Raw genomic sequence first — 13,438 nt, forward strand, 5'->3', positions numbered from 1 at the left:
GCGAGGGAAAAGAATGACGAGGAGAGGGTTCAGGGCACGGTACGCAAGGGAACGGAGCAAACGCGTCTCCATCCGCCGCAACGTAATGAACCTGTCGCTGCCGGTGCTCCTTTCCTCGCTCTTCCAGCGGCTCGTGGCCATCGTCGACATCTTTCTCGTGGGCGGGTTGGGAGCCGCGGCCATTGCCGCCACGGGGCTCGGCCAGCTCCTGGTCTTCGTGACAATGACCGTGTTCTGGGGGCTTGCCACCGGCACCACGGTAGTGATCGCCCACCTGCGAGGAGCGGGACAGCGCCGGGAAGCGCGGCGGGCAGCCTTTGCGGCGTGTCTCGCCTGCGCCGGCATGACGGCGGCGGCCTCCGCGCTCGGCTGGTGCTTCAGCGACGACCTGGCCGCGTTCCTCGGTGCCCGGGACGACGTGCTCCACCTGGCAGCCGGCTATACCCGGCTGGTCTTCCTCTATCTGGCCTTTACCACGGGCCTCAACATCCTTTCGGCCATCATGCACGGCATCGGCAACACCCGCACGCCCATGCAGGCCATTATCCTGGTCAACATTCTCCACGTGCTCATCGCCTGGCCCCTCATCTACGGCAAGCTCGGCCTCCCCGCCCTGGGGGTCACCGGCGCGGCCATCGCCATCAACGCTTCCGAGGCCATCGGCTTTCTCTACCTGCTGGTGCAAGCCCTGAGGCTGGATTACATCCGCATCGGCCGACCCGACACGGGACTCATGGGCCGCATCTGGCGGGTGGGGTGGCCCGTTGCCCTGGAGCGGATTGCCCAGCAGGGGGGGCAGCTCTTCTACTCCAAGTTCATCATCGGCTACGGCACTGCCGCCTACGCAGCCCACCAGATCGGGCTCTCCATCGAATCCCTGTCATTCATGCCGGGTGCGGGCATGGGAATCGCCGCCGCCACCCTCATGGGGCAGGCCCTGGGGGCAAAAAAATACCGCCGGGCGCGGATCAGCCATCGTGAGGCCCTGCGTCTGGCGGTCATTGTCATGGGGACCATGGCGGCCGTGTTCCTGACCGTGCCCGGACCGCTCATCGGGCTCTTCACCCGGGACCCGGCGGTCATCGAAAACGGCATTGTGTTCCTGCGGCTGGTGGCCTTCGCCCAGGTGCCGCTGGCCATCTCCTTCGTCTATGCCGGGAGCCTGCGCGGCACCGGCGACACCTTCTACGTCTTCCTGGTCACCCTCGGCGTCATGTGGGGGGTGCGGGTCTTTCTCTCATGGGTGGCGTCCGACTGGCTCCACCTTTCCCTCTACGCCGTCTGGGGCGTCTTCGTGATCGACTGGTACGTGCGGGCCGCCGCCTTCTGGTGGCGGTACCGCCGGCGGGACCTGCACGCGGTCATCATCTGACCTGAAACGGGCTCGGCACGGGATTGCGAAGAGCCGCCCGTTCCCTACTTCTGCACCCACCTGCCGTTCTGGAGCTTTATCCACCACCCCGGCCGGGCCTCCTCCCGCCTGGTGTCGGCATAGGTCGCCGCCGCCTTGGGGAGCACCTGGCCAAGGGCCTGCTTGGATTCCTTCTGCTTGTTGAGCCTGATGATCGCCCGGGCCATGCCGGTAATGACGGTCTTGCGGTTGTCGTTCTCGGCCTTGACCACCGCGTCGTCGCCGGGAGCCGCCTTTGCCGCGTCCCTCATGGTCACGAGCCCCTGATTGGTCTCGCCCACGACCCCCTGCGCCCGGAGCTGGTCGAGCTTGGGCAGGCGCGCCCGCATCTCGTCATAGGCCTTGAGCACCTCAGGCATGCTGGACAGCTCCACGGCCAACTGATCCGCATAATCGTCGGCTGCCCAGGCTTCGGTCACCAGCGACAGGGACGGCAGGCTGTTCCACAGGCGGCTCTGGGGCTTGTCCGCCGGCGGCTGCCCCTCGGCCGGCTTCCGGTCGGGCGCGGGCTTCTGCTCCCCCTCCCGTCCCAGGAGCATGTCGTCCAGCGACTTGTAGGCCTCCTTGACGGCCTTTTCGGGAAAATAGACATTCACGGTAATGATGGCGCAGGCGGCCAGAAGGCCGCAGAGCCCCAACAGGGTTCCGGTGAAAAGCTTCCTGATCATCGTGTCCTCCTTGCTGAGTAGCTATCGTGCACTATACCACATGAAGCCCCGATTGGAAGGCCTGCGCCGGCGAGTGGCATCAATCGCGCCACTGAAACTCCATCTCCGCCGGCTTTTCGGCCGGTGCCGGCTCCCCGGCCACCGCCTTGCCCCGGGTGGCCGCCTCCTTGATGGCGCCGAACAGGTGCGTCAGGGCAATCCGGTTCTGGACCGGGGCGACCGAAACGCTCAGGTCCTTGATGCCGAAGATATTCGTATGGGCCAGGTCCAGGGTCGTGAAGGTGAGATACCCGTTCTCCAGGTAGGCGCTGATTTCGCCCCGGTCATAGGGACGGTCGTCGCGGAAAAAGAACCCGCGCAGCTTTTTCCCGGCCAGGCGCTGGAGGAATTCACGGGAAAGAAGCATGCGCTCGCGCGTCGACTCCCAAGCCCAGAGGTCGGTGAAGCCGGTGAGCCCATCCATTCCGGCCCCTTGGCCGTGGAGGCTGAGCAGACCGTCGACCCGGCCGGAAACGTATCCGCGGATCTTGGGAACCGCATCGCAAAGCCGCGCAAGGCTCAGGTCATGGACCAGGATATCAGCTCCGTAGGCGATGCCTCCCCGGACCGTCACGAACCCTTTCCCCAGCAGTTGTCCCTCGTAGAGCCCCGACCGGAGCGAACCGATTTCCAGGGTGCCGTTGCCGGCCCGCAGCCCCAGGGCCGTCTGCCCCAACTCCAGGGGACCGAAGCGGATCTTACCCACGGTGAGGGTATGATCCCATGCCGCCTGCGGCCGAAGCATCTCCAGCAGGCGGGCAAAATTCTCCCGGCTGAAACTCAGCTCCTGGCGGGAACGCTTGGCGGCCTCGGCAGCCGTCCGGAGCGAAAAGGGAATCGTGCCGCCAACCCCGCTGACATCGAGTTTCTGGGACGGGAAATCGAAGCGGACGCCGGAGAGCGTCGCGGTCCCGTCCACGCTGCCGGCCTTTCCCGCCAGCGCCACCTCGGCGGAGACTGCCACGTCCCCCTCCAGGGTTGCCTCCTGAACCGGCCGAGGCAGAACATTGACCAGGGGGTCCACCAGGGCCGTGAGAGGGGTGCGCGGCAGCGTTACGGAGAATGTCCCTGTCCGCTCCGGCGAGCGGAACCGATCCATGCTGCCCGTAATGCGGACGGAGGCACCTTTCCCCAGAACGGCCACCGCCTCGCGCAGGTCGAGCCGCTCTCCGGCCACCCGGGCCGCCACCCGGGCCTCCGCGCCGGACAGGAGCCGCTTGCCCCCCGTCCCGTCCAGGGCCATGCCGGCTAGCCGTGCTTCGAGCCCGCAGCGCAGCCCTGAGCTCCCCGCGAAGCCGCCGTCAACACTGATGGTGGCCTCCCCCCCGGCCACTGCGGGAATCCGGCCGGTGGCGGGCACGAACGGGGCGATGGCAGCCAGCCTCGCCTGCCGAAGCGAACCGGAGAACCGGAGGTCTTCCAACGGGGCACGGGCGGGAAAATCGATCCGGGCGCTTAGTGCCCCGCCAAGCAGGTGCCCCGCCACCACCGCTTCCCCCTTCTCCCGGCCGAGCGCGAACCTGACCGAGGGCGCGCCGATGGGCTTCCCCTGCACCGTCAGGTGCGCCGCTGACCCGCTCCCTTCCACTTCCGGCCAGCCCGGCGTGCCCCCATGATAGGTTCCCCGGATGGATGCATTGATTCCTCCGGCACCTCCTGTGCCGTGAGTCACCGATCCCTCCGTCACCTCCAGGGTAAAGGGGTGGACCATCCCTGCCGGTGCGTCCGGCAGCCGGGCCACCACCAGCCGGGCCGTACCGGCGGTGGGGCCGAAGCGGAAGCGGGGGGCGTCAAGCACCAGTGAGCGGCCGTCAAGCCTGAACGGAGCCGCCACCTCTCCCTGGCGGCCGCCGTAGGAGGCACCGTCGAGCAGAAGTGTGCCGGCCACGGACGCGACGCCCCGGTGCCAGGCAAAACGGGCACGCAGGTCACCCTTTCCGAGAGTGGCCGGCTTCCCCTTGATCGACAGGGCTGCGCCGTTCACAGCCGCAGCGAGTTCGCCGGCAAAAGGACCGCGCACGCCGCCCGCCAGATCCAGGGAAAGCGCAGCGGTGCCGCGCTCGGGGCGCAGGCCATAGGGTTCCAGCCGGGTGGCGGCAAGCGTGAGGGATGAGGAAGGGATCCGCAGAGAGAGCTGGAGTGGCTGCGCCGCCGTCGGCCTGAACCACCCGCCCCCCTCCAGCGGGATTCCCATGAACCGGCAGGACATGCCGGCAACCCGTACCGCCGTCGGCTTGAAGCGCGAGGACACCTCCGCTTCGAATGGAATGCGGAGCCCATCGACCATGACGTCTCCTGCTGCCCGGGGCGAGAGCAGTTGGCCGGACACGCGCCACCCCCCGGCCGCAGGAGAAACGGAAACCGTGCCGCCCACGTCCCGGGCGACGATCTTCGTGCCCATTGCCAGGGTCCCGCCGCTCAGCGCCACGGCACCGTCAACGCCGGTTACCCCCCGGGCTCGGTCGCCGACAACCCGTAGTCCCCGCGTCCGGAGCATCCCCGCCGTGACGATGCGCGTGCCGGACGCCGGCAGGAAACGTCTCAACCGGGCCAGATCCACCTCGTCAAGGGCCAACCGGGCGTCAAAACGCCCCTCGCGCCGCGCCTGCTCCACGGTGCCGGTCAGCCGGGCCGTGAAGAAATCGCTCAGGGCCAGATCCAGGCGGTCGAGCACGGCGCGGTCCTCCCGCATGTCATAGGAGGCCGCTGCCTGGAGCTTGCCGGCCAGCGTGACCATCTGCCCCCGGACCCTGAGCGCGCCATTCTGCACCGTCCCGCCTCCATCGATGCGGATCACGCCTTCCCGCAATTGAGCCCGCACAGCCAGGGAACCGCGTGCTGCGGAGAGGTCCAGAACCCGGCCATTGAGCCGCGGCAAAAGGGGTGACAGGGCCATGGACGGGGCAGAGAGGGCAAGGTCGAAGGAAGGGTGGGGCCCATGCGGCCGCTTCCCGTCAGGCTGAACCGGTTTCCGGCGACGTCGGCAAAGGCGAGTTCAAGCCGGGACTCGGTCGTCCCCTGCGTCGACAGGTCGCGCAGACGCAGATCGATCCCTTCCATGCGATGGCCTTCGACGGCCAGGCTGCCCCGGCGCACCACGACTTCTCCGATGCGGGTATCCGGGGCAGGTTTTTTCCCCTTCATCCCCGTTGCCAGCCGCGCCAGATTCCAGGTACCGGACCGGTCTCGCACCAGGGTAAGGCGTACTCCGTCCAGAACGATGCGGTGCAGGGCCCGCTCCCCGCTGATGAGGGCTCCCCAATGGGGAACAACGGTAACGGCATCGGCTGATGCAAGGGTGCCGGCGGGAAATCCCGCAGGATTGCCGATGGCGATGCCGCGGGCGGCAATGCCCATGCCCGAGGTATGGAGCGCGGTAATGGTAACGGGACAGCCGAGGGTCCGGGAAAGCAGGCGGGACAGGTGGCGTGCGGCCAGGGGAGATGCCAGATAGAGCTCCGCCAGGAAGGGGAGCAGGAGGCAGAGGATGAGTACCGTGACCACCGCCATTGCCATGCGGCGGCCGCCCCGGCGCCGTGGTGTCTCCATCTGGTCGGAATGCGGCATTGGACTGTCTCCCTCCGAAGGAGACTGTACCCGGGAAGCGCCGCCCTGGCAAGGGGGTCAGGGAAAAGAGAGGATCAGGGACATTGGTGCGGCTGAGGTCCGGTCAACGATGGCGTGAAGACGGGAGCGATCTCCCGAACCATCCGTTGCGGAACTGTTCAAAAATGAAAAAGCCCCGCAATAAGGGGGCTTTTTCATCCTCTGTGAAGGGAGAACCCGTACCGTCTGGAATGACGGCGTGCCGCAGCTACTTCTTCTTGCCGGCAACCGCGTCCTTGAGGGCCTTGCCCGGACGGAACTTGGGAACCTTGGCGGCAGCGATCTTGATCTCCTTGCCGGTCTGGGGGTTACGGCCGGTGCGCGCCTTGCGGGTGGACACCTCGAAGCTGCCGAAACCGACCAAGGTCACTTTGTCACCCTTCTTAAGGGCGTCGCTGACGGCGCTGATAACGGCGCCAACGGCCTTGTCCGCGGCCGCCTTTGTCAGGTTGGCAGATTTCGCTACGGCATCCACAAGTTCAGCTTTGGTCATGGTCAACCCTCCTTTGTTGGTAATTCTGGCAGATACTATAGACAGAAATTTCCACTTTGCAAGGGATTTATTTTCGCAAACTTCATTTTTTTATCGGCGGAAACCCTTACCGTATCAGGTTTTTTGGCCCCATGGCACCCGCAACGCCAGCACTGGCGCGGACCCACTATACCAACATATTGATATTACTGCAATTTAGGCGAGACATCCTCAGAAGATTCACCATCGTAAGCGGTCGGCTCGGTGCCTGCAATGAAGCATTCCTGCACGGCCCCATCGCTGCCCTCGCGGACCAGCCGGCCGGTGCGGGGATTGATGGTGGCAAAGGTAACGTTGGGAGGCGTCTCGAAGGCGCGGGAAGGAATTCCGGCCACTGCCCGCCGCATGAATTCGGTCCAGATGGGGGCCGCAGCCTGTCCACCCGACCCGCCCGCCCCCAGGGAGCGCTCCTGGTCGTAACCGACCCAGACCCCGGTCACCAGTTGGGGAATATACCCCACGAACCATGCATCCTTCATGTCGTTGGTGGTTCCGGTCTTGCCGGCCACCGGGCGGCCGACGGCCCGGGCCCGCTGGCCGGTACCGCTCTGGACAACGCTTTCCATGAGATTCGTCATGATGTAGGCGGTTTCAGGCGCAATCACCGGTACCGCCGTTGTCGCCGAGCCCCCGGCCATGACCGGAGGAGCGGGCGGCACGTCGAGGGGGGACGACTCGGCCGACGTCATGACGGAGAATGTCGGAATGACCGGCGGCGCCGTTTCCTCAAGTGTCCGCCCCTCTGCATCCTCCACTTTGGTAATGAAGTAGGGAGTGGTCCGATAGCCGCCCGATGCGAACACCGCATAGGCAGAGGTCAGTTCCAGGGGGGTGAGGCTGGAAGAGCCCAGGGCCAAGGTCAGGTTGGCCGAAAGGGGAGACGTTATGCCCAGCTTCTTGGCGTACTCGATGGCATAGTCCACGCCGATCTGCTCCAGGATCTTGACGCTCACCACGTTGATGGAGTTGGTGAGGGCCTCCCGCATGGTCACGTTGCCCCGGTAGATGTTGTCGTAGTTTTTGGGTTTCCAGGCCTTTTCCTTGCCGCTTTCGTACTCCACCGGCGAGTCGTCGAAGATGGTGGCGGGGGTAATCCCCTTATCCAGGCAGCGGCATAGATGATCGGCTTGAACGCGGAGCCGGGATTCCGCTTTGCCTGCAATGCCCGGTTGAACTGGCTTTTGCGGAAGTCGTACCCCCCGACCATGGCCTTGACCGCACCGGAGAGAGGATCCAGCGCCACCACTGCCGCCTGGGCCTCGGGCTCCTGATCAAGGGCGAAGACGGCCCCTTTCCTGTCCGCGTCGGGGGTGACGACCGATACGAGGATCACGCTGCCGAGCGACAGGAATTTACCCTTCACCTCCTGCTTGCCCCAGGCGCTCACCAACTGCACCTTGCCGGCCCAGGCCATATTCTTGCGCGAGAGAGTGCCGGTCCGGTCGCCGACCCTCACGGTCACATCCCCCCGGGCAGAGTCCACGGCGGTGACCACCCCCTGGTAGGTGACGCCCTGCTTGAGGGAAACGGTATCGATGCCGTCTTCCACCTTATCGCAGAACGCAGCGACCGCGGACTCGGCCAGATAGGCCGTTGCACCGCGGAATCCCTGCCGTTTGTCCACGTTCTTGAGGCCGTTCACCACCGCTTCATAGGCCGCCTTCTGCATCTCGGCGTTCATGGTGGTGTAAACCCGCAGCCCTTCCTTGTAAAGCTGCTCCTCACCGTAGCGCTCTTCCAGGGCGATCCGGATATGTTCCAGGAAATAGGCGGACTGCTCGCTGTTGACCTTCTTCATGGACTGGATGACGATGGGAGTGGCCCGGGCATGATCAGCCTCGGCCTGGGTGATGTACCCTTCCTTTACCATCCGTTCAAGGACATAGGCCTGGCGCTCCCGCGCCCGGTCAAGATGCTTGATGGGGGAATAGGCGTTGGGGGCCTTGGGCAGGCCTGCGAGCATGGCCATTTCGGCCAGGTTCAGTTGCTCGACGTTCTTGCCGAAGTAGGTCTCCGCCGCCACCTGGACGCCGTACGAACCGGCACCCAGATAAATCTGGTTCAGATAGATATAGAGGATATCGTCCTTGGCAAGCCGCTCCTCCATCCGTTTGGCGAGAATCGCTCCTTGAGCTTGCGGGCATAGCTCTTCTCGGGGGTAAGGAGCATCGATTTTCCCCATGGAAATGAGGTTCTTCACCGCGGCACGGACAATGCCCAGGTAGTCCAGCCCCTTGTGCTGGTAGAAGTTGGAATCCTCGGCCGCCACAAAGGCCTGGACGAGCCGGCGAGGCAGCTTCTCCACCGGCACCACTGTCCGTCGCTCCAGGTAGAACTCTCCCACCAGACTCCCGCCGTCGCCGAACACCTGGGAAACGATGGGAGGCTTGTAATCGGCCAGCCGGTCCACCTTCGGGAGGGTCGCCATGAGAAAGAACAGATATCCCGCCAGCGCGAGCAGGGCCGTCACCGCAAGACATAGCGAAGTTATGACAACAATTTTCAATGGACTTTTGCCCCGTCGACGGTTTATGTTCCGGGGACCGGGATTCTGCCTGCCGACTGTCATTGAACGCCACCACATTCCCTGATTTGAAGATGTTGAACCCGTAACTTGTCACCTTAGCGCAGAGCCATCGGGCAGTTCAAGAAGATTATGGCAAAGGAGGATGAACAGGAGCCATGAACAGAAAACTCGCGTTTCAGCACTCCCTGGTCGTATGCATCGGCATCCTTGCAGGAGCCGCCGCCCTCTCCACAGCCCTCGGCGCCACGGCCCGCGCGGCGGAGATCGTTCCGTTCAGAACCATCAACATGAGCCCCCTGGCGCTCATCCATCCCGCCCCAGCGGCCGGAAGCGCCCGCCTGCTCGCGCCACGGGAGACAGAGGTAACGCTGATTGCCGATGCCGCCAACAACTTCGCCGTCGACAGTACCGCCAACGAATCGGTCCACCTGGACGGCGAAACCTACCGTGTGGCGCTGGACCTTCGCTACGGCGTGACCCCCTGGTTCGAAGCGGGCATCCAGGTTCCCTTCATCGGCACATCAGGCGGGGCTCTGGACAGCTTTGTGGAAGGATTTCACAAGGTGTTCGACTTCAACAACGGTGACCGGGACAAGTATCCGCAGGACGAACTGCTCTTCAGCTACCATCGTGACGGGACAGAACGGCTCCACTACGACGACGGCGGCTTCGGCATCGGCGACGTCAGGCTCAATGCGGCGGTACGGCTTCATGAGGGAACGGGTGAGTCGCGGACGTCGCTGGCCCTGCGCGGCTCGCTCAAGCTTCCCACGGGGGAGAGCGGCAGGCTGCGGGGAAGCGGCGGGACCGACTTTGCCCTCTGGCTCACGGGCAGCACCGATCTGCCGGTGGGGGAATGGGGGCACCTGACCTTTTTCGGTGCCGGCGGGGGCATGGTGATGGGGGATGGGGACGTCCTGGCCGACCAGCAGCGGAACGCGGCGGGATTCGGCACCCTCGGCTTCGGCTGGAGCCCCGCTTCCTGGATCGCCCTGAAGGTCCAGGGGGATTGGCACTCCGCCTTCTACCGCGCATCCGGCCTCCGGGAGCTGAGGACCGACACCATCACCATCACCAGCGGCGGCACCATCGCCTTCTCGGACCGGACCGCCCTTGATATCGGAGTGGTGGAGGATGCAAGCGTCAAGACGGCGCCGGACGTGGTGTTCCATCTGGCACTGTCGCACCGGTTCTGAGCCTCAGGGGGCCGTGCGCCGCTCCTCCCGGATCATGTCGATGGCAAGGAGCGCCACCCCCACGCAGATGGCCGAATCAGCCACGTTGAATGCGGGCCAGTGATACGTCTTCCAGTAGACGTCCAGGAAATCGATCACCTCGCCGAGCCTGACCCGGTCGATGAGGTTGCCGAGGCGCCCGAGAAGATGAGCGCGAGCGCGGCGGCCGCCAGGTGCTGGTCGTCCCGGAGCTTGCGGAAGGTAACAGCTATCACCCCTAGGGCCACCACCGACACCAGGATGAAGAAGGGGAGCCGGTAGGAAAAATCCGCCAGAAAGCTGAACGCGGCCCCCCGATTCCGCAGGTAGGTGATGCTGAACAATCCGTCGATCACAGGAATCGACTGGTAAAGATCCATGGTGCGGTCGACGAGGACCTTCGTCGCCTGATCGAGAACGAGGGAGCCCAGCACCACTGCATTGAAGATGCGACAGGTCGGCTTCATACAGTCTACTTGACCGCCGCCGCGCACTTCGGGCACAGGGTCGGATGCTCACTGTCGCCGCCGATCCCCTCGTCGTAGTGCCAGCAGCGCTCACACTTCTCACCAGGCGCGGCACCGACACCGATCCTGAGCCCGCTTACCCCTTCCGCTGCCGGGTAGTCGCCGGCCCCTTCCTCCACCAGATCCACCCGGGAAACGATGAAAATCGTGGCCAGTTCTCCGGCGTACTCCTGCAGGAACGACAGCAGCCCGGGCTCGGCCGCCAGCGTCACTGCCGCGTCCAGGGAGTGACCGATGGTCTTCTGCACCCGGGCCTGCTCCAGGGCCTTGGACACATCGCCCCGCACCGCCATGATCCGGGTCCACCGCTCCACCAGAGACTCATCCTTCCACTCGGGGCGGAACTCGGGGAAGGTTGCCAGGTGGACACTGGATTCTGACCTCTTCGGCATGTACCCCCACACCTCGTCGGCCGTGAAGGAAAGAACCGGGGCCATGAGCGTGACCAGAGATTCGAGCACCAGGTACATGACGCTCTGGGCGCTGCGGCGTTCCGGGGCATCCTTCCTGCTCGTGTAGCGCTCCTTGATGATGTCCAGATAGAAGGCGCTCATCTCCACGGTGCAGAAGCCGTTCACCGCGTGGTAGAGAATGTGGAACTCGTACTCGTTGTAGGCGGCGGCGACCTTTTCCTTCAGCACCTCGAGCTGGTGCAGGGCCCACCGGTCCAGTTCGGTCATCCGGTCGTAGGGGACCATGTCCACGTCCGGGTCGAAGTCGTTCAGGTTCCCCAGCAGGTAGCGGCAGGTATTGCGGATGCGGCGGTAGGCCTCGGCCAGGCGGGTCAGGATCTCCTGTGAAATCCTGACGTCGTCCCGGTAGTCCTGGGCGGCCACCCAGAGCCGGAGGATCTCGGCGCCGTATTTCTTGATCACTTCCTCCGGGGCCACCACGTTCCCCACCGATTTGCTCATCTTCCGGCCGGAGCCGTCCACCACGAAGCCGTGGGTGAGCACCTCCCGGTACGGCGCAACCCCGCGGGTGCCGACGGAAGCCAGAAGCGACGAATGGAACCAGCCCCGGTGCTGATCGCTCCCCTCCAGATACATGTTGGCCGGCGAGCCCAGTTCGGGGCGGTTTTCCAGAACCGCGGCGTGGGAAACGCCGGAGTCGAACCAGACATCCAGAATGTCCATTTCCTTTTCGAACGCACTCTTGCCGCACTGGGGGCAGACCGTCCCCGGCGGGAGAAGCTCGGCGGCCTCTTTCTCATACCAGAGGTCGGCCCCTCCCTCCATGAAGAGATCGGCCACGTGATGCATGGTCTTGCCGTCGGCCAGGATCTCGCCGCACTCGGTGCAGTAGAAGGCGGTGATGGGAACACCCCAGGAACGCTGGCGGGAGATGCACCAGTCGGGACGGTTCTCGATCATGCCGTGAATCCGCTCCCGCCCCCACTTGGGCACCCAGGATACCCGGTCGATCTCCGTGAGGGCCTTCTGCCGCAGGTCGTTCTTCTCCATGGAGATGAACCACTGCTCCGTGGCCCGGAAGATAATCGGCTTCTTGCACCGCCAGCAGTGTGGGTAGGAGTGCTCCACGCTCCCCTGGCCCACCAGCGCACCCACTTCCCGGAGCTTCTCCATGACTGCGGCATTGGCGTCAAACACGAACATACCGCCGAAGAATTCCAGGCTCTGGATATAGCGGCCCCGGTTGTCAACCGGGTTATAGATATCGAGCCCCTCCACCAGGGCCAGCTCGTAGTCTTCCTGGCCGTGGCCGGGCGCGGTGTGGACGCAGCCGGTACCCGCGTCCAGGGTCACGTGCTCACCCAGCAGGACGATGGAATCCCGGTCGTAGAAGGGGTGCTTGCACCGCTTCCGGTACAGGATATCCGCCCGGAAGGTGGCGATCACGTTTCCTTGCACGCCAGTGGCAGCCATGAAGGCGTCCTTCAGCCCCTCGGCCACCACGAGCACCTCGCCGCCGGTCTCCAGGGCCACGTATTCCAGCTCCGGATGAAGGGCAACGGCCAGGTTGGCGGGAATAGTCCAGGGAGTGGTGGTCCAGATGACCAGCGACACCCTCTTTCCGGCCAGTGCCGGCACGGCGGTGCTGATATCGTCCTGGAGCAGAAACTTCACGTAGATGGAGGGGGAAGTCTTGTCGGCATACTCCACCTCGGCCTCCGCCAGGGCCGTGACGCAGGAGGAGCACCAGTGGACCGGCTTTTTCCCCTTGTAGAGGCCGCCGTTCTCGGCAAAGCGGGCCAGTTCCCGGGCAGTGATCCCCTCGTAATCGTAACTCATGGTGAGGTAGGGGCGATCCCAGTCGCCCAGGACCCCGAGCCGCTCGAATTCCACCCGCTGGACATGCACGAACTTTTCGGCATACTCCCGGCATTGCTTGCGCATCTGGAGCTTGGTGGTCTCGTGCTTTTTCGACCCCAGGTTCTTCTCCACCTGGAGCTCGATGGGCAGGCCGTGGCAGTCCCAGCCCGGTACATAGGGGGCGTCGAACCCCTGCATCCGTTTGCTCTTGAGGATGATATCCTTGAGGATCTTGTTGAGGGCGTGGCCGATGTGGATATGGCCGTTGGCGTAGGGAGGCCCGTCGTGGAGGACGTACCGCGGCTTGCCCTTGCCCGCTTCGGCGATCGTGCCGTACAGGTCGCCCCGCTGCCACGCGGCGAGGATCTCCGGCTCCCGCTGGGGAAGGTTGGCCTTCATGGGGAAATCGGTGACCGGCAGGTTGAGGGTGCTCTTGTAATCCATGGGTTCCTCCACGTTCGGATATGCGCGCCCCGCCGCAGCGGGAAAACGTCTAACGCTACTCACAAACCGTCGAAAAGTCAAGCATTGGTACCGGAGAGCGAAACCCTGCGGCCGCCCCGTTGACCGCGAGAGGTAGTAAAGATAGAATGGTGATACGTGTGGCCGGTCCGTCGTTTTTGTGCGGTATGGATGGAGGT

5 protein-coding genes and 3 pseudogenes are annotated in these 13,438 nt (G+C 64.6%); 2 read left to right on the top strand and 6 right to left on the bottom strand.

Annotated elements, in window-relative coordinates:
- Positions 1-13 precede the first annotated feature (13 nt).
- Positions 14-1,372, top strand: coding sequence for an MATE family efflux transporter (locus A2G06_14730; protein ID ANA41293.1), 1,359 nt, complete (start codon positions 14-16; stop codon positions 1,370-1,372).
- A 44-nt stretch (positions 1,373-1,416) separates the two neighbouring features.
- On the opposite strand, the gene A2G06_14735 is transcribed toward A2G06_14730, so the two are convergent.
- The 4 genes and pseudogenes from A2G06_14735 to A2G06_14750 form a co-directional block, all read right to left on the bottom strand.
- Entirely contained in the window at positions 1,417-2,079 is a 663-nt protein-coding gene (locus A2G06_14735) for a hypothetical protein (protein ID ANA41294.1), read from the bottom strand.
- A 79-nt stretch (positions 2,080-2,158) separates the two neighbouring features.
- Positions 2,159-5,685, bottom strand: a pseudogene (locus A2G06_14740) (hypothetical protein).
- A 247-nt stretch (positions 5,686-5,932) separates the two neighbouring features.
- Positions 5,933-6,217 carry a DNA-binding protein HU gene (locus A2G06_14745; protein ID ANA41295.1) on the bottom strand — a complete coding sequence of 95 codons (285 nt, stop codon included), beginning with the start codon at positions 6,215-6,217 and terminating at the stop codon, positions 5,933-5,935.
- 185 nt (positions 6,218-6,402) lie between these two features.
- A pseudogene (locus tag A2G06_14750) lies at positions 6,403-8,825 on the bottom strand (penicillin-binding protein).
- 113 nt (positions 8,826-8,938) lie between these two features.
- Here A2G06_14750 and A2G06_14755 point away from each other — a divergent pair.
- Positions 8,939-9,979: a hypothetical protein gene (locus tag A2G06_14755; GenBank protein ANA41296.1), complete on the top strand. Its 1,041-nt coding sequence runs from the start codon at positions 8,939-8,941 to the stop codon at positions 9,977-9,979.
- 3 nt (positions 9,980-9,982) lie between these two features.
- Here the strand turns inward: A2G06_14755 and A2G06_14760 are convergent.
- Both A2G06_14760 and ileS read right to left on the bottom strand, forming a co-directional pair.
- Positions 9,983-10,464, bottom strand: a pseudogene (locus A2G06_14760) (signal peptidase II).
- A gap of 5 nt (positions 10,465-10,469) precedes the next feature.
- Entirely contained in the window at positions 10,470-13,241 is a 2,772-nt protein-coding gene (ileS, locus tag A2G06_14765) for an isoleucine--tRNA ligase (GenBank protein ID ANA41297.1), read from the bottom strand.
- Positions 13,242-13,438 lie beyond the last annotated feature (197 nt).

Source organism: Geobacter anodireducens (assembly GCA_001628815.1).
Lineage (GTDB): Bacteria > Desulfobacterota > Desulfuromonadia > Geobacterales > Geobacteraceae > Geobacter > Geobacter anodireducens.

Coding starts and splice junctions, on each gene's coding strand:
- A2G06_14745 (ANA41295.1), bottom strand. CDS start 6,217: ATGACCAAAGCTGAACTTGTGGATGCCGTAGCGAAATCTGCCAACCTG.
- A2G06_14755 (ANA41296.1), top strand. CDS start 8,939: ATGAACAGAAAACTCGCGTTTCAGCACTCCCTGGTCGTATGCATCGGC.
- A2G06_14735 (ANA41294.1), bottom strand. CDS start 2,079: ATGATCAGGAAGCTTTTCACCGGAACCCTGTTGGGGCTCTGCGGCCTT.
- ileS (ANA41297.1), bottom strand. CDS start 13,241: ATGGATTACAAGAGCACCCTCAACCTGCCGGTCACCGATTTCCCCATG.
- A2G06_14730 (ANA41293.1), top strand. CDS start 14: ATGACGAGGAGAGGGTTCAGGGCACGGTACGCAAGGGAACGGAGCAAA.